Annotated in this window: 9 protein-coding genes and 1 pseudogene; 6 read left to right on the forward strand and 4 right to left on the reverse strand. The window is 57.9% G+C overall.

From position 1 onward, the window contains the following. The first annotated feature begins 3 nt into the window (after nucleotides 1-3). A complete protein-coding gene (locus KHO31_RS00300) occupies nucleotides 4-1473 on the forward strand; it encodes an efflux transporter outer membrane subunit (RefSeq protein ID WP_201086549.1) in 1470 nt (489 codons plus the stop codon). On the opposite strand, the gene KHO31_RS00305 is transcribed toward KHO31_RS00300, so the two are convergent. Further along, nucleotides 1470-9671 (reverse strand): cytotoxic necrotizing factor Rho-activating domain-containing protein, encoded by an 8202-nt coding sequence (locus tag KHO31_RS00305; protein ID WP_211622454.1) that lies wholly within the window; start codon nucleotides 9669-9671, stop codon nucleotides 1470-1472. The two genes, KHO31_RS00300 and KHO31_RS00305, sit on opposite strands and share 4 nt — an antisense overlap. 482 nt (nucleotides 9672-10153) lie before the next feature. On the opposite strand from KHO31_RS00305, the pseudogene KHO31_RS00310 reads away from it, so the two are divergent. Continuing rightward, nucleotides 10154-10822, forward strand: a pseudogene (locus KHO31_RS00310) (TolC family protein); the annotation flags it as partial. Nucleotides 10823-11608: 786 nt separating this feature from the next. Here KHO31_RS00310 and KHO31_RS00315 read toward each other — a convergent pair. Together KHO31_RS00315 and KHO31_RS00320 are read right to left on the reverse strand one after the other, a co-directional pair. After that, a complete protein-coding gene (locus KHO31_RS00315; RefSeq protein WP_201081959.1) occupies nucleotides 11609-12487 on the reverse strand; it encodes a lipid A biosynthesis lauroyl acyltransferase in 879 nt (292 codons plus the stop codon). A gap of 415 nt (nucleotides 12488-12902) precedes the next feature. Continuing rightward, nucleotides 12903-15404, reverse strand: coding sequence for a penicillin-binding protein 1A (locus tag KHO31_RS00320; RefSeq protein ID WP_201081962.1), 2502 nt, complete (start codon nucleotides 15402-15404; stop codon nucleotides 12903-12905). 597 nt (nucleotides 15405-16001) lie between these two features. Here KHO31_RS00320 and KHO31_RS00325 point away from each other — a divergent pair. The 3 genes from KHO31_RS00325 to KHO31_RS00335 all read left to right on the forward strand — a co-directional run bounded on the left by KHO31_RS00325 (nucleotide 16002) and on the right by KHO31_RS00335 (nucleotide 18980). Beyond that, complete coding sequence (locus KHO31_RS00325) at nucleotides 16002-16616, forward strand: hypothetical protein (RefSeq protein WP_201086551.1); 615 nt, start codon at nucleotides 16002-16004, stop codon at nucleotides 16614-16616. A gap of 404 nt (nucleotides 16617-17020) precedes the next feature. After that, entirely contained in the window at nucleotides 17021-17701 is a 681-nt protein-coding gene (locus KHO31_RS00330) for a PspA/IM30 family protein (RefSeq protein ID WP_201081965.1), read from the forward strand. Nucleotides 17702-17786: 85 nt separating this feature from the next. Continuing rightward, complete coding sequence (locus KHO31_RS00335) at nucleotides 17787-18980, forward strand: tetratricopeptide repeat protein (protein ID WP_211622456.1); 1194 nt, start codon at nucleotides 17787-17789, stop codon at nucleotides 18978-18980. A gap of 104 nt (nucleotides 18981-19084) precedes the next feature. On the opposite strand, the gene KHO31_RS00340 is transcribed toward KHO31_RS00335, so the two are convergent. Next, nucleotides 19085-19774 (reverse strand): TetR family transcriptional regulator, encoded by a 690-nt coding sequence (locus KHO31_RS00340; protein WP_201081969.1) that lies wholly within the window; start codon nucleotides 19772-19774, stop codon nucleotides 19085-19087. Nucleotides 19775-19920: 146 nt separating this feature from the next. Here KHO31_RS00340 and KHO31_RS00345 point away from each other — a divergent pair, with 146 nt between their 5' ends. Continuing rightward, nucleotides 19921-21411, forward strand: a complete 1491-nt coding sequence (locus KHO31_RS00345; protein ID WP_201081971.1) for a flavin-containing monooxygenase — start codon at nucleotides 19921-19923, stop codon at nucleotides 21409-21411. Nucleotides 21412-21420 lie beyond the last annotated feature (9 nt).

The following is a 21420-nucleotide window of genomic DNA, read 5'->3' on the forward strand; positions in this document are numbered from 1 at the left end:
ATCATGGCTACCTTTGCATTCCCTCGACACTTGCGCCTCACGCTTCTCAGCGCCGCCGCACTGGCGCTGGCCGCCTGCTCGTTCGGCCCGAACGGCGAGCCGCCCGCCATGCCGCAACCGGCCCACTACGGCGCCGAGGCGCAGCCGACGCAAACGGTGCCCGCGCAAGGCATCACCCAGCAATTCGTGGTCGGCGCGAAACCCGTGCCCGAATGGTGGAAGCTGTATCAATCGGAGGCGCTGAACGCGCTGGTCGACGAAGGCTTGCGCAACAGCCCGACGCTCGCCGCCACCGACAAGAGCCTTGCCGCCGCCCGCGAGCAACTGCGCGCACAGATCGGCAGTTCGATGCTGCCAACCATCGACGCGGGCGGCCAGGCCACCCGCAATCGCGCGCTAGCGATCCCCGAGGCGGGTCCGAATACGTTCCTGTACGACATCTTCGTCGGCCAATTGCAGGCGCACTACACGTTCGACCTGTTCGGCGCAGCGCGTCTAGCCGACGCCGCGCTTGCTGCTCGCGTGAACGTGCAGGCCTATCAGTTCGACGCTGCGCGCCGCGCGCTGGCCGCCAACATCGTGACGGCGGCGATCACGAGCGCCGCGCTGCATGCGCAGATCGAGACAACCGAACGGCTCGTGACGATTGCCAACGATCAGGCGCGCGACACGCAACGGCGCTACGCACTGGGCGCGGTCTCACACGCCGATCAGTTGAGCGCACAGCAAAGTGCGGCGAGCCTGTCCGCGAGTTTGCCGGGCTTGAAGCAACAATGGCTAACGACGCGTCATGCTTTGGCTGTACTGCTTGGCCGCACGCCGGACGCTGCCCCGGACGACCTCGATCTTGCGCAACTGCATGTGCCTGAACAGGTGCCGGTCGTGGTGCCATCCGAGCTGCTGCGCAGCCGGCCCGACATCCAGGCTGCGGACGCCGCCTTGAAAGCCGCGGCGGCCGATGTCGGCGTCGCGACGGCGCAGATGTTTCCGAGCCTCTCGCTGAGTGCGTCGATGGGACAAGGCGGCTTTAGCTGGCCGGTGGCGCTGTCCGGCGCGGGGGCGATATGGAGTATTGGCGCGTCATTGTCACAACCGTTGTTTCATGGCGGCGCACTGTTCGCGCAGCGCCGCGCGGCGGTCGACACGTATGACGCTACGGTTTCGCAGTACAAGCAGACCGTGCTGGCCGCGTTCCAGAACGTTGCCGATACGCTTGCAGCGCTGCAGCACGACTCGCAAGCGCTCGACGCGGCGAACGTCGCCGCGCGCTCGGCGCAGGGGATTTTCGACGAGACGGGCGGGCGCTACCGGCTGGGCGCGTTACCGATTGCGTCAACGCGTTCGAGCGAACAGCAGTTTCGCAATGCGCAGCTCGATGAGATCCGTTATACGAGTGCGCGGCTGACGGATACCGCGGCGTTGTTTCAGGCGATGGGCAATCCGCCGGTGGAGTCGGACCCGTCCGGGCGTTAGCTCTGCAGGAACGTCGATAAGGAACGTCCCGAGGTGAATAACAATTGCACCTGCTCCGGCGCGAGCGCCTTGTTCCACATAGCGAGGTCGTTGAAGGCCATCGTACCGGTAGCACGACCGTAGCGTGAGTAATAGTCGCCCCGTGCGTCCTCGTTAAGGCCGATGGTCGAGTGGACACCGACAAGCTTTCTCATGTCCATGCCGTCCAGACTCAACGTCGCTGTCTGCAAACCACGCGACGGGTCGCCCACGTACACGGTGGCAGTCCGCGCGATGGTGTCGAAGGCTATTGCTACGTAAACCCACGCGTTGATGGTGAAAGGAATATACCCATCGACACGCTTGCTGCCGTCCGCAACATTGAACTTCAACAAACCTGTGTTTTGCTGATCAATCACGAAGCCGGGATTCAGGGCCGCGCCCCAGTCCTTGTTGCACAGAATGGGCGCATGGTGCTGCACACCGTCAGATTTGAACCAGAACCCAATTGAGAATTGCGGGTGGGCGCTGACGTCATCGACGAGCTTCAAACGGTTCACCGCTCTCCTTACGTTATTCAGCGACGACACCTGCAACGCCTTGCCATCGAAATTGTCGTCGATCTGTACTTCGGTCGTCGTCGACAGGCTGCCGAACGGTCGCAGCGATACGCCCGGCGTAATCGCGTCAGCGAGGCCGTTATCGAATGAGAAGAAGTGAATCAGTCCACCGGCAAGCGTGGTGTCGCGCAACTCCGCTCGCCCATAGCCGGTTTGCGCGGGCGACGACACCGCACCGCTGCCCTGATCGGCGCCCGGCGTCGACATAGACGCAAGCGGCCGATCGCTATCGTGCGACGTTGCCCGGTCGTTAGCGGACGGCGTAGATTCGGGCTGAACCACGGTCGAAGCGGACACAGTCGGCGCCACGTCAGCTAGGCCGGCGCCCGCCTGGCCATACCAGTCGGCCTCTCTGAGCAAAAAAGCATCGTCAACAAAAGTCCGCGCATCAACCGGGTAAGGCGGGCTGAATGCCAACGCCGCCTCATACGACGGAAAATCTTTGTATTTGACGGTTGCCTCCGTATTCGCAAATCCTGTCTGGTAAATGCTGACCCACTCTTCCTCGACTTCGAGCAGAGGACCGGTAATGTCAAATTTAGCGAATTGGCCAGCAGTAGGGTCCAGCACAAACTTGACATTGGTAGCGTCCAGTATGAGCGTGAAGTGCCTCCCGTTCACCCATTCGATACCCCCCTCTTCCCAATAGTTAATAGCCCGGATATAGACCGATACCCTCGGGTCGCTAATAAAATCCCGAAGCTCCTCAATACGCTCAGCTTTTTCCTGCGGCATTCCCTTAACGTCAAAACTCTTTACGAATTCACTATTTTCTCGACCTTTTAAAAGATCCCACAACCTTCTTACTGCGCCCATCGAATTGTCGACTTGAGAATTTATAAAACCCGCGATGTTCCCGTTGTGCTCATAAGCAAGATTCAGAAGTGATCTGATATGATCAACCATCTCTCCGCGCGGCACGGTAGATTCATCAATGCGCCTGACTGGTTCAATTTTTCGAGCATCAAATTTTTCGTCAAAATCTTTAATTGTACAATCTGAATTCGCCAGCACCTTGAAGTCGGGTTTCTCTTTACGCGCTCCAATCGACATATCTTCGGAATAGGTCGAAACTTTTACTTTACCTCTGTCTTTCGTCAGCAGCGCATACGCGATTCCTACCCGAGGATCACGCGACACCGGATCAATTCTATTATAATCGAATTGATTTACGTTACTCTTCACTTTCGTCGTTCGGGTACTCGTGCCATCAGGCGCATATTTTCCAAAGTAGTTAATCGTGCTTTTATGATAATTTGACAGTATATCAACCAGCGCGTCGTTACCCCGAAGCGGTGCCCCGTGGTCGTCAGTCAATATCCCGTTATTGATCCGCAAACCGGTAAACGGCTTTCCCCCAAGGGAAAGATGAGCCTTATAAAAACTTGCTGCGCCATCGCGACTTGTTAGCCAGTCACTATCTCCCGCCTTTTGCCCGAAATGAAAAGCATAAAAGTAATCCGCATCCACGGCATAAATCATCGTGCAACCGCTCAATTCACCAGCCGAAATGATAATCGGATGTCCTTCCTGTATCTCTTCAAGCAAGATGCGGACTCCAACTGTTCCTGATTGACCGTTGGAAATCTCGATTATCTTGACATTGTCATCAAGCAAATTTTTATCTCCCCACAAACCCATAACGGGACCATTTCTGGATTTGGACGTGACGTGTCCACCTCCCCATACCTCAATAGCCCCGCGCAACCGTCCGTCGGCTTTATCGATTTCTGCCATCGAAAATTTTTGCGGCGACAATGCCGCTGTTTCTATGATCGAGTCACTTCGCACAAAGTCAAAATCAATACCCGGGCTATCAGGCATTTCGCCAAATAACAATCCCGAACCCATCAACGGCTGTACGTCCCCACGCTTTAGTCTTTCCATTTTTTTATTTTCTGGCACAGGGGACATAACCTTCCGTTGTGTCGGAGAACCATTATGTACAACCCAACGCCGGTCATCATCCAATCTAACTGGAACTGCATGATTTAATCGTTTTGGATGAGCGGGATCTATCACCCGCCAAGTACTGGCATAATTATCCCAGCGCACCTGATAGACTGCGCGATCGATCTCAATGTAATTAAAAGAGTTTTCTGATATGGAACTTCCTGAAACTGGCTTGCTGTAGATGCCGCTATCAAACGGACCGCCACCTTCAATCATTCCATCCAAAGTAATATCTTTTCTCTGCCACTTACTATTTATCGATCCAAATTCACCCGCATTCACCGGAGGCGGACCGAATACTGTGTCTGCTACATCATTCAACATGGCGCCATTTTTAAACTTCGGCAGCTTCGCCAATCCGTTGAAAACCGGACCGAATGCCGTTTTCAACGGAACCGGCTCGAGCAGGTCATATAATCCCCACCCGATAATACGGGCGCTCTCTCCAGCCGTCATCAAGCCTAAACGCGGCAATTCCCTTACGACTGTCATGATTAATGGCCCACCGGATAAGCCAGTCTTTCGCGCCGTCCATACCATTTTTGCAATCCGGTTAAGCATATCTCGGGTCAAACTCACCGCGGACAAAAACGTCGAGCCAAGCGCCGCAAAGACTGTGAGACTGTCGAATATAAGTTGACTCACATTTGGCGTATATTTTCTGTCGGTCTGACTGGAATAAATCTCTGCATAAAATGGCACGAACGATAACGCAAGCTGCTGCCAGAACGACGGCTTATACAAGACGCTTTTTGACGCCTCCGCAATTTCTTTAATATTTTTATGACTAAAATCCCTGACTGCAGAAAGCAACGGACCCTCAGTTATCTCAGACATTGACGACTTGTAAGAAAAAAGCACCAACGGCCTATCGTTTTCATTAGAAAAACTGTTCTCGCCCAAAAGAGGAACAATCAGCTTATCCCTTAAGTCGTGCCACCGTTCATAATTCCTTTCCTTGGTAATATTTTCGTCCGGATAATTCATATTGAAATCATAATCATACAGATCAAACCAGGCATTATTCCCCTCGTGCTGTCTGCGATAAGGATTGTCCCTTATAGATTTTAAATATACATTTTCACCCATCTCCCGGTTACCAATATATTTGGCAACCATCGCATTCGGCAAGCATGCAATCAGCAGCCAATCGTAATTCTCCAATCTGACAAATGCCAGTCCACCCGGAACTTCCGAGCCGCCCAACACATCCCAAAATTTTAATTTATAAAAATTTCTGAAATTCCCGTAGATTTGCGCGGCAGTCAAACCAGACGATATCATTAACGACGTCGATATCAAATCCGCCTCATGCTTGCTAAACAGGTCGACATAATTGGCAAACTGGTCCGTAAATTCCTGCTGCGTGTAAAAATTATCACTACTCTTGAAATCCCAGAGAGAGATATACCCTTCAGGCTTCTTTGCAATAGTTCCCAATGGGCCCATCGCCTTCTTGTCAGACAGAAATTTCACAAGAATCCGGTCAGAGTGTATCTCTCTGCAGTCGGCCGAAATTTTCAAATCCTTCATAATAGCGTAAATTACTGCCGCCACACTTATCAAATCCCGCCCAACACTCTCATCAGACTTACTTAAATCATAATAAGCGTCCAATGCAATTGGACCGGACACTCCTTTCAATGGAGTATCAGAATTTTCAGAATAGAATATGACTGCCTCTCTTTGAGCAGCAAGAATATCGCGATAATCACCGTGAAGAATTATTTTATTAATTTCAGATACATCTAACCTTGAGACTATCCTGATATAATTTTGGGTAAGCGAAAAGAATTCGTACAGGTACTTCGTTGCCACGTCGGATGCGTCCAACTCTTCCACATCCTTCTGAGTGTAGTTGGCTCGCTCGTCACCCAGCAATTTCATCCGCACGGAAGACTGCTTGAATAGTGAATAAAGATATGCAACGCGGCTTACCCGCGAACAGGAGGCAAAATCCTCAGCGGAGTTAGTCTTCGACCAGACGTCCAGAATATCCTGCCTGGCCAATGCGATTCCATGTCTGTAAGTAGTGAGCCTCTCTTCCTCGAGTCGCACGTCATTATTGTAATCCTCAAGATTCTGCTCAAGACTCCGGATTTCTTCTCTTTTAGCCTGTATTTTCTCTACTCCGCTAGCGATTCCAGCTTTATCGAGACCGTATTTTTTCTTGAGAGATTCTATTTCCGCATTAATGGCGTTTATTGCGTAGATTTGCTCCTCACCAAAAAAACTGGCCGAAACATGCCCGTCGATTATTTCATCCAGGCTGTCTTGCAGGGCTTTCATTTTGGTTTCCTGAGGCGCTAAACCTGCCAATATGAATCCATTTCTCTCTTCCAGATCCAGCATCTCAGTATCCAGCCGGGTGATCCGATTCTTAACGTCACGCCGAAATGACACATATCTACTGTTATCTTCTGTTGTTGATAATGCTTCCTCGAAGGCATCTTCGTCGACCCATCTCAAGGAAAGCGAGTTTCGGTATTCCTGGAACATGGGAATCTGAACTTCTGAATTATAATAACTCCACAAGGTTAGCCAGTCTTCCGAATTCTCATCACGTCCAGAAGAGCTCAGATGGGCAATCCGATTTTCCACCTCACTCTTCGCCAACATTATTTCCGCGATTAATTGAGATTTAAAATTTTTAAATTCTTTTGCAAACCACCCATCAAGTTGATCTCTTACATCGAACAGAAGCTCTGAATACTTGATTTCATCCTTTCCGGCCAAAACAGTTTGTATAATTTTTTTCAGCTGATAATTTGAATCATTACTGTACACCTTATAACTGAAGAGACCTTCGATTACGTGACCTTTCTTTAGCAAGCCTGCAACCCCCTGCCCCCTCCTGTCGTCGGCATTAAATTGGCGCCACTCCACGCCGTCAAACTTTACATCGATAATTTCGTTTTTTTGATTATGTATTTTACCGATTTTTCTGTCAGCCATAAAACTGAACCGCCACCATGAGCGGCCTACGTTTAGAAACAGATTTCCGTCTTCATCTTCATAAAGCCCATCCGAAAACCGCACGCCGCCCGGCTTCATGGCCAGACTGCCTGCCCCCCAGTTTTCAGCGACCCACGAGACCAGGTCAGGCGAAACCACTGCCGGTTTCGGTATATCGGCTTCGGGAAGCGCGCCGAAGCCCAGCCTTTTTCTATCTGTTTCAGTAAACCCCCAAATGAAGTCCGGTCTGGATCGTTGAAGTGACAAGCCGTCTCCAGTTGCCGCATTTTTTAACTCTCCGTCGTAGACCTCCTTGGGTTGGATTTCCCAATAATTTCCGCCCACGTAAAGGCAAACGCGCCCGTTTTTGTCCTTGTAAATATTCCGGTCAATTTCACGCCAGTCGTCCGCAGGATTAGTAACGATCGAATCACGCTCAAGCCAGTTTTCCCGCACCCACGAATCGAGCTCGCTGGTCACGGCACGGGTCTTCGAAGCCCCCGCATCATCTTCCGCAGACCTGCGATTCCGAACTCGTGCGGATTGCCCACCTTGGGTTTTTTTCGCCGCCTGCTGTTCAGATCTGTACAAAATCAGACCCCGCTCCTCCGCCGTCAAACCGGCATCGCCAGGCGGTTCTGAGTCGGGAACCGTCAGGAAATCAATTTCGCTCCGGGTCACTGTGACGATGAAATCGTCCGCCATATCTTCGAGTTCGACGCCGGACGGCGGGCGCTGATCGGCGCGCTCACCCATCGGTGTCGGAAACTCGTATGCGGATCCCAATGCCGCGGTCGGTTCAGAATTTTTCTGCGACGCGGTTTCCGTCGTCAGTTGCGTCGACACGGGGACTTGGCCTGTCGTGTTTACATCCGTATCGGAAACAGCATGCCCCGACGCATGCAAGGCCGAACTCACCAAGCTGTCCGCCGTGCCATATACCGCAGTGCGGCCTCCCTCACCCGCCATCGCCTCGTAGGCTTCCCCTTGTACGCTGGATGTCGCGTTGATCAGATGACTGACACCCTCCGGAATATCTTTGGCGCTGTGGCTTTGCGCAAGCCAGATCACCAGCCGATAGAGGCCGTACCCCGCCGCCGCCGCCGCCCCTAACGTGCCCACCACGGCACCTGCGAGCGGGCTCTTCCTTACCAGTGATTGCACACCGGCAGATGTCGCTATCACACTGGCATCTTCGTTGACCAGCAAAGCCGAGTTCTCCATCGCGGCCGCATCGCCCGAACCGAAGTGAATGATCGTGTGGCTGGCGACGAGCGCTCCCACGACAATGAGCGGCTTGCTCGCGGTGGCGTCGGTAGCGGTTGAACGCGTCGATGCTGGCGATGCGGATTCACCACCCGAAGTTTCTGCCGAAGTCCGCAAACGGGTCTGTTCAGATTTGGCAGCAGCAACTCGCGCCCGTTTCTCCTGCTTCTGAATTTTCTTCTCCGCGGCACTGAGGGGCATTCGGCCTGCCTGCGGATCATGCCCCTCAGCGTGCGGGTCATACACGTCAGTGGTGCTCGCCAGAGGCACCGCGTCGACAAGCGTCTGCAAAACCGCATAACCTTGTGCCGCGCGTTTGAGCACTGCAATCATGCCCAACATTCTCTTGCCCAGCGCGGACCGCGGGAACGCCATTTCCCTGCGATAGAAATAGAGGTATTGCGTGATCAGCGCAGCTATTCCCACCCACATGTATATCGTTTCATGCTGATGCTCATCATCCTCACTCATCACTTCGCTATCCACCCTTCCGAGTACGCCGTCGATATACCGCTTCGTTTCCTCAGCGAGGACAAACAGACACGTCTGCGGCGACAGCAACTGATAAGGGAGCATCAGGAGCGTTTGCATCAACCCGTCCAGCAGATCGCGCCGGATCAAGGCATTCACCAGACGATATGCGCTGACAGCGAAGGACGTGTAGACGCTCAGCAACGGGGAGAACGCGGCTAGCTGTTGATAGACGAATCTCGTCAGCGCGGAATAACCTAGCCATTCAGTGGCCTGATTGCCGACATGAAAGAGCGTGCGGGATAGTTCGGTCGAAGCCGCCCGCTCCGACGCAGACGCGTCTGGCGCACGCAGAAAATGCTCCGGTAGCCATTCGGCATTGTCGGGCGCGTCGACGAAAATATCCGCGCCCGCTTCGTCGACATCAGGCTGTGAGCCCGCTATTTCCCTGAACCGCTCCGGATTCCGCTCTACGTAGTCTTTGATTGCGTCGCGGAAATATTGCGCGGCCTCGTGCCTCGTCAAGGGCTCCCGTCCGTTGAATATCCTCTGCGCGGCTGTCTCATGCCTGTCATCCTGCAACGCCTCCCAGACGGCATAGAAGAAACAGTTGCCATCGCCCCTCACCAGCACATCCTTGCCGTTCACCACCGCGCTGTAGTGGTCATTTCTCAACCTGACGCGGATCGCGCTGCTGCCCTCAGGGCCGAATCGTTGTGTATAACCGCTTTCCAGTTCAACGTCTAACGCCAACCCTGAATCCGCCCAACTGGGGATTTGCGTCATCAAATACGGCACCACGTCGAATTCATCGAAGTTCCATGCGCCGCTTTGCCCAATGAGGTCGGCCGCTGAATTCGCCCCGGAAACGGTACGGCCTCGCCTTGCCGTTCTTTTGTTCTTCCGGATATTTTGCCGTTTGCGTGACCGCTCATTGTCGGCATACCTGTGCATAACCAACCTCGGATTTGAAGAAGTGATTCGGGTAGCAATATGCGCTGTTCAGCCGCGGCGGGTGAATTGCCACGGAGTCATCGGAACGTCTTCCGGGCATCTCCACGTGGCACCGGAAACGTCAGCGGTGCTGGAGCAATTCGGAATGGATCTGCGGGCGATCGCGACGGCCGAAGCTACTCAGCCAATGTCTGGCATGACCTCGCACTGAATATCACCGTCGTGCAAATGCGCGAAAACGAATTTCAATATAGCCAGCCCGGTCTCCACCAAAATGATGACTGGATGACAATTCCGTCACGCAGCGGCTATATCTAACCCGCGATGTTGCAGTCGGCCCACCAAGGCGGCGAGGCACGATCGACGCAAACCGTGCCCGCACAAGGCATCACTCAGCAATTCGTGGTCGGCGCGAAGCCCGTGTCCGAATGGTGGACGCTGTATCAATCGGAGGCGCTGAACGCGCTGGTCGACGAAGGTTTGCGCAACTGCATCTGCCTGAGCAGGTGTCAGTCGTGGTGCCATCCGAGCTACTGCGCACCCGGCCCGACATCCAGGCTGCGGACGCCGCCTTGCAGGCCGCGGCGGCCGATGTCGGCGTCGCGACGGCGCAGATGTTCCCGAGCCTCTCGCTGAGTGCGTCGATGGGACAAGGCGGCTTTAGCTGGCCGGTGGCGCTGTCCGGCGCGGGGGCGATATGGAGTATTGGCGCGTCATTGTCACAACCGCTGTTTCATGGCGGCGCACTGTTCGCGCAGCGCCGCGCGGCGGTCGACACGTATGACGCTACGGTTTCGCAGTACAAGCAGACCGTGCTGGCCGCGTTCCAGAACGTTGCCGATACACTCGCCGCGCTCGAGCACGACTCGCAAGCGCTCGACGCGGCGAACGTCGCCGCGCGTTCAGCGCAGGGGATTTTCGACGAGACGGGCGGGCGCTACCGGCTGGGCGCGTTACCGATTGCGTCAACGCGTTCGAGCGAACAGCAGTTTCGCAATGCGCAGCTCGATGAGATCCGTTATACGAGTGCGCGGCTGACGGATACCGCGGCGTTGTTTCAGGCGATGGGCAATCCGCCGGTGGAGTCGACGCCGTCTGCGGCAGCTACGGTGCCAGCGGCTTCCGCGGCGACCGTGGGCGCGTCCAACTAAACCTGGGATTCCGTACTGACGGATGCGGACTTATCCCCAGTTTATGTTGATGAGGCTGTTGAAAACTATCTGACAAGCGGGCTAACACGTTGAACGCGCGGGATTTTCTGGGTGCGGTGCGGAATGAACCAGGGGATGCTGAATATGCCATCTCGCCGCGGCGAAGGCCGTTGGGAGGCCTCACCAAACATCAACGTTATCCCCAGTTTATGTTGACAGGGTTGTTGATAACTATGGGGCTACGCGCGTAAGTGTTTGATGCAGATCGGTTTGTTGCGTGCGGTGCGGGTGGATGCAATGGTGATCGAGCACACGGTTCGAGAGGACGGGCGAATTGCGGACTGGCGCCTTATCCACAGATTTTGTTGAAAGGCCTGTTGATAACGCCTGGACATCCGGGGTAAGTGCTTGAGTGCGCAACGAAATCGAGCTTAGACATTTCGGGCGCTAGCCCGCACGGCGAGTGGCTGTTGGAGTATCGCTTCGGCGCGCGCAGCGCCGCCGGAAGTATGACTGCTGTGTCACGAACTTCGAATGTGCGAGAACACAGATTCCAGATGCACCACTACAGCAACTGTGCGGGGGACCCGCTTATGAGCTGGCGGTGTGAGCCGCTTTCTCTGCTTATCTTTCTTTGCGGCGGCAAAGAAAGTAAGTGCCGCCCCGCACAGGGGCAACACTAATAGACCACTAACAAATCAAGGAAAGGCCAACGCCATAGGCACGCAGACAAACAAGCGCCGCGCAGGCAAAAATCCCAACCAGTGCGCCACGCGCAAAAAAACATCAATAAACCCCCGCCTCCCCAACCGGCCGGTTCTTAAACCGCTTATGAACCCAGTAATATTGATCAGGAATCCGTCGCACTTGCGTCTCAAGAAACTCGGTAATCCGCCGCGCATCGACAGCGACATCATCCGAAGGAAAATCGCTTAGCGCATCAAAAATAGTCAATTTATAACCGCGATAATCCGGCAAGACTTCAGTCACAAACGGCACCACACGCGCATTCCCAGCGCGCGCCATTCGCGAAACAGAAGTCAGCGTGCAAGCCGGCACGCCAAAAAACGGCACAAACACCGAATCCCGCAGCCCAAAATCCATATCGGCGGCCAGCATCACCGGCTTACCCTCGCGCAGCACGCGCAAAGCCCTCCGCACGCTATCGCTGCGCGGAATCATCTCCGTGCCGAAACGCGCGCGCTGCCGCTTGGCCATCGCGTCGAGCAACAGGTTCGACATCGGCGTGTACAGCGACGCAACCGGATGCCGCGTCGAATACATCATGCAGCCCGCCTCGATACCGACAAAATGGAAGCCGACAAAAATCGTCGGCTGACCCTGCATGTCGGTAAGATCGATCGCGCTCTCCACTTCGACAAGGCGCGCCAAAGACTGCGCATTGCCGAACCACTGCGGCCCACGTTCAACATAACTGCGGATCACATGGCAGAAATGCGCGCGCGCGAGACGTTCGCGCGCCTCGTCACTCATGTCGGGAAAACACAGTTTCAGATTGGTATGCACGACGCGCCGGCGCGAGCTAGGAATCCGGTACAGCAAGGCACCGATGCCGGTGCCGATACGCGCGACAACGCCATACGGCAGGAAGGCAAACACGCGCAGCAGACCTGTCATCAGACAGATGAGTATTCGACTTTTCAAGAGGCAAAGGCCCGGTAGATGCTGGATGACAAACACGTCGGCCGCGGCAACCTTACAGTTGTCCACGGGCGAAGTGACATGCGCGCGTCAAACGGGTCTCGCGCGGCGCGGCTTTCGAAGATGGGCGCCTCACTCACAGCAAGACTCAGCAGTGCTGGAGGCCGAATCCGCTTAGGAATCGAACGTCCATATGGGACCCAATATAAAAGCACCGCAGACGTGATTAAAACACACTGCGGCGGGCGGGCACAAAATCTGCCCGGAGGGCCGCCCAAGTAGCGCTGATGAATCCGCCCGAAGCAGCCATTTCCCCTGCCCTTTCAAAAACTTGCGTGTGCGGCCGAGGCAGACCGCACACGCTCTCTACGCCCTAGTCGCCCCCCCCGAAGGAAGTCCCTTGGGAGATTCGGGGACATCAAGGCTTGTTTGTCTCGAACAGATCCATGATCTGCTTCTTTTCATTCGACGAGACGCTCGGCGGCGGCACTGCCGGCGGCGTCATACCCGCCGGCCCGACGCCGCCGACTGCGTCGCTCGCACCGGCCGTCGGATTCGCCGAATCCAGCCCGATGCTGGCCACGAAACCGTTGCCCGGCGTCATATCCGTATAGAACAGTTCGCCGTCGACCGAGGTCACGCCGTCCGGCTGCGCCGGCTCGGCTTCCGGCACGCCGCGCAACGCCCGCTGCATATACTCGACCCAGATCGGCAACGCGAGCTGTGCACCGAACTCGCGGCTGCCGAGGCTCTTCGGCTGGTCATAACCCATCCACGCCACCGCCACCAGCGATTGCTGATAACCGGCGAACCAGCCGTCTTTCGCGTCGTTGGTCGTACCCGTCTTGCCCTGCAGGTCCGAACGATGCAGCACGTTGGTGCCCGCGCCCGTGCCGGCCGTGGCCACCGAATGCAGCAGGCTGTTCATGATGTACGCGTTACGCGGTTCCAGCGTGCGCGGGGCATCGCGGCCAGCGGTCAGCGGCTGCGCTTTCGACAGCGGCTCGCCGCGTGCGTCCGTCACCTCGTTGATCAGATACGGATTGATACGGTAGCCGCCGTTCGCGAACACCGAATATGCGCCCGCCGATTGCAGCGGCGTGACGAGGCCCGCGCCGAGCGCCATCGGCAGATACGGCGGGGTCTTGTCGGCGTCGAAACCAAAACGCTGCGTGACAAAATCCTGGGCGTACTTGGTGCCGATGAACGACAGGATGCGGATCGACACCAGATTCTTCGACTTCTGCAGCGCGAGGCGCATCGGCATCGGACCGTCCGGCTGATCGTCGTCCTTCGGTTCCCATGCATCGCCGCCCGGCGTGCTCGGCGGGAAGTACAGCGGCGCGTCGTTGATGATCGTGGCCGGTCCGAGACCCTTGTCGAGCGCCGCCGAATAGATGAACGGCTTGAAGCTCGAACCCGGCTGACGCCACGCCTGCGTGATGTGGTTGAACTTGTTCTTGTTGAAGTCGAAGCCACCCACCAGCGCGCGAATTGCGCCGTCCTGCGGCGTCAGCGAAACCAGCGCGCCTTCCACTTGCGGAAGCTGCGTGATCTGCCAATTGCCCTTGTCGTCGGCGACGAGGCGCACGATCGAGCCCGGCTTGATCTTCGTGGCGGCCGCCGCGCGCGCGGAGAGCGCGCCGGCTGCAAAGCGCAGGCCGTCGCCGCTGATCGTCACTTCGGTGCCGTCGACCAGTTGCGCCTTCACCTGCTTCGGATTCGCGTCCGTCACCACGGCGGCGATGATTTCGCCGTTGTCGGGGTGATCGGTGAGCGCGTCGTCGATGGCCTGATCGCGGTCGTCGCCCGGTGCGGGCAGTTCCACGAAGCCTTCTGGTCCGCGGTAGCCATGGCGCCGCTCGTAATCCATCACGCCCTTGCGCACTGCCTGATAGGCTGCGTTCTGGTCGGCCGAGTCGATCGTGGTGGTGACGTTCAGGCCGCGCGTATAGGTTTCGTCCTTGTACTGCGCGTACATCATCTGGCGAACCATTTCGGCAATGTACTCAGCATGCACGCTGTATTCGTTGCCCGGATTCTTGGTGTGAATCTCTTCCTTGACGGCCTGATCGTACTGGTCCTGGCTGATGTATTTCAGCTCGAGCATGCGCTTCAGAATGTATTCCTGACGGACCTTCGCACGCTTCGGATTCACCACCGGGTTGTATGCGGACGGCGCCTTCGGCAAGCCTGCCAGCATCGCGGCTTCAGCCAGCGTGATGTCTTTCAGATCCTTACCGAAATACACGCGTGCGGCCGCTGCAAAACCGTACGAGCGCTCGCCCAGATAAATCTGGTTCATGTAGACCTCAAGGATCTGATCCTTGGTCAGCGCACGCTCGATCTTATACGCCAGCATCATTTCGTAAATCTTGCGCGTATAGGTCTTTTCGCTCGAGAGGAAGAAGTTGCGCGCCACCTGCATCGTGATCGTGCTTGCGCCCTGCGAGGCGCCGCCGTGCATCAGGTCGGAAACGCCCGCCCGCAAAATGCCGATGAAGTCGACGCCGCCGTGCTCGTAGAAGCGATAGTCTTCGATCGCGAGCACCGCCTTCTTCATCTGGTCCGGAATGTCCTGGAAGCGCACGATGCTACGCCGCTCTTCGCCGAACTCGCCGATCAGCACGTGATCCGCGGTGTACACCCGCAACGGCACTTTCGGACGATAGTCGGTTAGCGCATCGAGCGACGGCAGTTGCGGCCCCATCACCACGAGCGCGTAACCGACGATCAGTGCGCCCACCACGGCGATCGTCGCCAGCAGACTGACAAACCAGATGGTGATGGACGCACCGATCGAACGGCGGCCTGCCTCGCCGTCGCGCGAAGCGGCATTGCGTCCTGGCGTGCGGTGGTAGGCGTCCCGGTCATTACCTGCCGGAGAATTTGAAGAATGCGGTCGTTTGATGATTGGCATGACTGGAATAGTGGGCGCGTAACTGAACGCCTTTCTGCACACGCTCCTGGCGCGTGCATGGATCGTGGTCGTAGCGCGAAAACGCAGTTGCCCGCCGTGCCCTGCGCCAAACCGGCAGCGAACCCAAGGCTCACAGCGCCGGCAGACCAGGCGGAAAAACAAACGACAATAGCAAACGGACTGCATGAGGCGCAAAACACCGCGCGGCCCTATGCCCCCGGGCAGCCGCACGGCACGCCTGGGACATCGTCCGGCGCAACGTAACAGCGCATTTTAAAGAAATCAAGCGCCGTCCAAGACAGTTTTTTTGTAAGAATTCCCTTCGCATCGCGTCACGACGGTAGATCGCGGCAATCGCCCACGCGCCCGGCGCCGCCGGCCAGAGTTATCAACAGAAATTGTTGAAAGGCCTGTGGACAAGCCCGCCGGAAAAGCTACAACTCGTTGATGTCACGGGATTTTCATGTCGCGCCCGTTCCGCATTGCCGCAACTCGTCATATGATGGACTCGGCGCGGGAGTCGTCACCGACGCGCAAGACGGCGTACGCCAAATACACGCCTTGAATCGCCAATGCAAACAAGTATGCGAGCCGACCATGAACAAGCCCAGCGAACGCATCGTCGTATTCGTCACGACCGCGCAGAAACGCGCGATCGCCGCCACCGCCGAAAACCTGGGCATTAGCGTCAGCGAACTGATGCGGCGCGCGGTGTTGAGCTTCGGCGCGACCAGCGAACAGGTGAAAGCGGCCAGCATTGTCGACCGGCTGAATGCGCCGCGCGCGCCGGACGCGCTCGACGCGGCGCTGCAGCGTGTCGCGCGCGGCACGCGCCACGCACGGGCGGCGCTCCCGGCGGCCTTGCAAACCCGCGGCGACAACGAATCCGCTGCTCCGGCGGTAACCGCGGCCGCATCGCAAGCGAACGAATTGTTGGGCACACCTGCGGGCGCAAGCCCGGCACCATTGCTGCCAGCCGGTGTAATGGCCGCCCTCACCGCTACCGCCGAGGAAATAGAAGCCGCCGCGGCAGCCGAAGCCGTGGGGCGCGTTGCCGCGGCCAAGGCGGCGTCCATTGCGGACTCGGCGCAGGAACCGGGCGACGCAGAAGCGCAGCTGCGCAAAGTGCTCAAGCGCCCGCGCCTCGACGCCGCGCGGGACGCGGACGATCCACAAAGCGATCCGAGCACGGAAGGCGGCCGCTTCGCCTGAATCGAAAGAAGCAGGGGCTCGCAGCCCGGCCCGACGAGAATCGACGCGCTGCGGCTGAAGCACGGGCACGCCCTGCCCACATGCCAGCCTATTCACATTCGCGACACACGCCGCGCACAAAGTTCGCAATTGCGTCATCGCGCCCTTTAAGTGGGTTTTAAGAGAACGCGTGGTGTAATATCCGCGAACGGCTGAATGACCGGCCGCGCGTTTTAACCGCCGGGACGATTGAAATCCGGTTTCAAAACCGTAAATTTACGGCGCCGCTATTGCAATTGGCGGGTGTGCCCCGAACTCCGGTCCGAACGTTGCGCAGCTTCGCGCGCAGCGGCGTAAAGTAGTATTTGAAAGCGGTTAAAGCGCGTGGGTTTATTCAGCGCCGATTTCATTCTTTGGAGGTTTTCATGTCGCTTTTTGACAGCATTTCGCGCACGCTTAAAGGTCTCCTGAACGACGCAGCCGATTCCGTGCAAGACCCGTCGCGCGATTCGCGCCAGATCGTGCGCGAACTCGACGAGAGCATCGCTAAAGCCGAGAACTCGCTGATCGAGATTCAGGCGCAAGTCGCCACTCAGCAAAGCAAGCGCGATGTGGCCGCCGACAAGGCGAAGAAGTACGAAGACGGCGCGAAGCGCGCGCTGCAATCCGGCGACGAAGCACTCGCGCGCGAAGCCCTCGGCGCACAAGCCACGGCCGAAGCCGAGCGCGATGCGCTGGCCAAGGAACTGACCACGCTGGAGCCGTCGGTTGCGCAGTTGAAGAGCCAGATCGACGACATGCGCAGCCGTCGTAACGACCTGAATGCGCGTTCGAACATTCTGCAAGCCAAGCAGCAGATCGCTCAAGCCAAAGATGTTGCAGCTACGGCGTTGGGCGGTATCGGTGGCAAGAATCTCTCTGAAGATTTCCAGAAGCTGGAAGACAAGGTTGCTTTGTCGAATGCCCGTTCCGACGCGCGTCTGAATTCGGCCGACGTAAAGAGCGGTAAGGCGCTCGAGGACAAGCTCGCGGAGCTGAACCGTGGCCCATCGGTCGAAGATCGTCTCGAAGCATTGAAGAAGCAGATCAATACGCCGGCCCAGTGATTGCGTCAGCAGTAAATACCGGCTGCCGTTACCAAGGCCGCCGGAATCGACTGAAGGAGACGGGTGCATCGCACCCGGTCCGTAAATGAAAAAATTTCTCGCAAGCGCGTTCGCCTCGCTGATGTTCGTGTCGGCCATGGCGTTCGCTGTGCCGACGGTCCAGCAGATCGAATCCGCCATGTCGCAAGGCAACTGGCAGCAGGCCGATGCCGGTTTGAGCGAAGTGCTGCAGGCACATCCGAACAATGCTCGCGCGCACTACCTGTACGGCCAGGTACTCGATCGTGAAGGCCGTTCTGCCGACGCCCTCGCCCAGGTCCAACAGGCCAAGACGCTCGACCCGCAAATCCGCTTCACGGACCCGACCCGTTTCGCGCAAACCGAAGCGCGTATCCGTAAGAACGCAGAACGTGCCGGCGCCGCAGGCGGCAACACCACGAGCCGCGCGGCCAACCCGTTCGTGCAGCAAAATTCGCCCACCGTGCAGCAGCAGTCGGCGGTGGTGCCGCAAGCGCCGCAACGGCATGGCCCTGGCATCGGCATGTGGGTTGGCATCATTCTCCTGATCGGCGTGATCGCGCTGGTGTTGCGCTGGACATTGCGTCGCGCCCGCTCGCAAGACGATTCGCGCGCCGACGACGATCGTCGAGTACAACTCAAGCGCGCGACCGAGATGCTCAACGCCGTGCGCTCGTTGAAGCTCGACGTGAAGCTCTCCACCGTACAAGGTCATGAGGCGCTGGAGAAGGAAGTCGAGTCGACCGAAGACCAGTTGCGCGGTCTCGTCGAAACGCTGTCGAACAGCAAGAATCCGGTGCCGCCGTATCAGCTCGATGAACTGGAGCAGCGCATCGGCAGCATGCGCGCCCGCGCCGAGGGGCGGCCCGATCCTTATGCCGCGCCGGCCGCCGCCACGCAGCAGTCGCCGTATGCGCAGGAAGCCGAGCGTTTTGGCAACCCGCCGCAAGCGCCCTATCCGCAGCAAGGGCCGTATCAGCAGCAACCACCAGTCATCGTGCAACAAGGTGGTGGTGGTTTCGGCGGTGGCATGGGCGGTCTGCTGACCGGCGTGCTGCTCGGCGAGGCATTGAATTCCGGGCGTGAACGAGTCGTAGAGCGCGACGTGATTGTCGATGACGAAACGCGTCGCCGAGGCGGTGACGGCGGCAATGGCGGCGGCCTCGACTTCGGCCAGGGCTCGAACGACTGGAGCGACAACAGCGGCGGTGGCGTCGACATGGGCAGCAACGACGATTCCGGTGGCTGGAGCGATACCTGAGAAACACAGCGCGGCTTGAAACGCAGTCAATCAAGCTGCAATCAATCAAGCTGCACTGAAAACAGGCTCCCGCATGGAGCCTGTTTTTTTATGTCGGCACCCCTTTACGCCCTCACTGCGGCAGGCGCCCTCGCCAACTCATGTTGCGCGAGCAGCACCGAACCCGCAAACAGCCGGACGATGAAACGCTCCGCATAGGCGACCAGCGCTTCCCGGCGCGCGGCATCCCCGTCGATATACTCCGCCGACAGATGAAACAGCTGCAGCACGATCTGCGTGCAGACTTCGTCGACAGTGGTACGGGCGAGCGTCGGCATCAGGTCCAGTTGCACGACGTCGTCTGCCATTTCCGCCGACACCTCGTTGAGGTTCGCACGCACCGCTTCGCGCAACGCTGGCGATGTGCCGTGATACTCGGCCAGCGCGCTCAGAAACGCCTCGCGGTTCTCCAACGCAAACGCGAAAAACGCTACGCACGCGCGACGTGGCACGCTTTGCGGCTCGTCGTGCGCGGCAAGCCAGCGCTCGCGCCGGAGCATCGGCCGCAAGCGGCGGCTTACCGATTCGACTGCCTCGCGAGCCAGGTCGTCGAGCGTGGCGAAATGGCGATAGAACGTGTTGGGATTCAATCCCGCCTCGCGCGCCAGTTCGCGCAGGCCCAGGCTTGCAAAGCTGCGCCCGCCCGCCGTCAAACGCAACGCGGCTTCAATCAGTTTGCGCTTGCCCGGCGCAAGGTCCTGCCCGGCAACAGTGCCATGGTCGACGGCGGGCGCCGCTTCGGGTACGGGTTTCATGAGCTTTCAGTCTGAGCGCGGCTCGCGCGTTTAATAGTCGTACTCTAAACGATCTTGACGCGAAGTGTACAGTTGTCTACTCTGCGCGGTATGCTGGTGTAGACATATGTAGACACCCGAATTTTGCCTACTTCCGGAGACCCGCTGTGACACCTGCCTCATCCGCCAAACCCGCCGCGCCACGCATTGCCATTGTCGGAAGCGGGTTTGCGGGCATCGGCATGGCGATACGCCTTCAGCAGATGGGCATCACGTCGTTCACGGTTTACGAGGCGGCCGGCGATATTGGCGGCACGTGGCGCGACAACACCTATCCCGGCGCGGCCTGCGATGTGCCGTCGCACTTGTATTCGTTTTCGTTCGAGCCGAATCCGTCGTGGTCGCGCGCGTTCAGCGGCCAGGCGGAGATCCTCGCCTACCTCAAGCATTGTGCGCACAAGTACGGCGTCGATCGTTACGTGCGCTGCAATGCGAGCGTGGCTTCGGCGCGTTTCGACGAAGTACGGCAGATCTGGCGAGTCGAGATCGATTCGAACGGCGTGCGCGAAAGCATCGAGGCCGATGTGGTGATCGCCGCGAGCGGTCCGCTGTCGCGACCGGCCATGCCGCAGATCGCCGGCCTCGACCGCTTTGAAGGCAAGCTGTTTCATTCGGCGCGCTGGGACCATGACTATCCGCTCGAAGGCAAGCGCGTCGCGGTGATCGGCACCGGCGCCAGCGCGATCCAGTTCGTGCCGCAGATCCAGCCGCGTGTCGCGCAACTCGAACTGTTCCAGCGCACCGCGCCGTGGATCATGCCCAAGCCGAACAAGCCGGTCGGCCCACGCGCGCACTGGCTGTTCCGCCATCTGCCGTTCACGCAGCGCTTCGTGCGCAATGCGATCTACTGGCAACTCGAATCGCGCGCGATTGCGTTCGTCGTCAATCCAAAGCTGATGAAGTTGCCGATGAAGTTCGGCATGAGCTACCTCGAACGGCGCGTCAAGGACCCGGCGCTGCGCGCCAAACTGACGCCGAACTACCGGCTCGGTTGCAAGCGTGTGCTGCTGTCGAGCGATTATTATCCGGCGCTCAGCCAACCGAACGTCGACGTGGTGACGACCGGCATCCGCGAAATCGTCGCCGACGGTATTGTCACTGACGACGGCGTGCACCACCAGGCCGATGCGATCATCTGCGGCACGGGCTTCCAGGTAAACGACGTGGGCGCACCGTTCGACGTGACCGGCCTCGACGGCGCCGATCTCGGCGCGATGTGGCTGCGCGACGGGCCGGAGGCTTACCTCGGCACCAGCGTCGCCAACTTCCCGAACTTCTTCATGATTGTCGGTCCGAACACCGGGCTTGGTCACAACTCGCTGATCTACATGATCGAGTCGCAAGTGCAGTACATCGCCGATTGCCTGCGCGTTTTGCAGCGACGCAAGGCACGCACGATGACCCTGCGGCCCGACGTTCAGCGCGATTTCAACGAGCGTATTCAGAAAGAGATGCAGCACTCCGTGTGGGTCAGCGGCTGTCATAGCTGGTACCAGACGAAGAGCGGCAAGGTGACAGCGCTGTGGCCGGGCTTCACATTCAGCTTTCGCAAACGCACGCGGCGTGTGCGGCCACGCGACTATCGCTTCGCGCCGTAAAGCAGCAAG

It is taken from the genome of Paraburkholderia domus (genome assembly GCF_905220705.1).
GTDB classification, from domain to species: domain Bacteria; phylum Pseudomonadota; class Gammaproteobacteria; order Burkholderiales; family Burkholderiaceae; genus Paraburkholderia; species Paraburkholderia domus.

Excerpts from the sequence above, each read along its gene's own strand:
- KHO31_RS00335 (WP_211622456.1), top strand. The coding sequence starts at position 17,787 with ATGAAAAAATTTCTCGCAAGCGCGTTCGCCTCGCTGATGTTCGTGTCG.
- KHO31_RS00330 (WP_201081965.1), top strand. The coding sequence starts at position 17,021 with ATGTCGCTTTTTGACAGCATTTCGCGCACGCTTAAAGGTCTCCTGAAC.
- KHO31_RS00305 (WP_211622454.1), bottom strand. The coding sequence starts at position 9,671 with ATGCACAGGTATGCCGACAATGAGCGGTCACGCAAACGGCAAAATATC.
- KHO31_RS00320 (WP_201081962.1), bottom strand. The coding sequence starts at position 15,404 with ATGCCAATCATCAAACGACCGCATTCTTCAAATTCTCCGGCAGGTAAT.
- KHO31_RS00325 (WP_201086551.1), top strand. The coding sequence starts at position 16,002 with ATGAACAAGCCCAGCGAACGCATCGTCGTATTCGTCACGACCGCGCAG.
- KHO31_RS00300 (WP_201086549.1), top strand. The coding sequence starts at position 4 with ATGGCTACCTTTGCATTCCCTCGACACTTGCGCCTCACGCTTCTCAGC.
- KHO31_RS00340 (WP_201081969.1), bottom strand. The coding sequence starts at position 19,774 with ATGAAACCCGTACCCGAAGCGGCGCCCGCCGTCGACCATGGCACTGTT.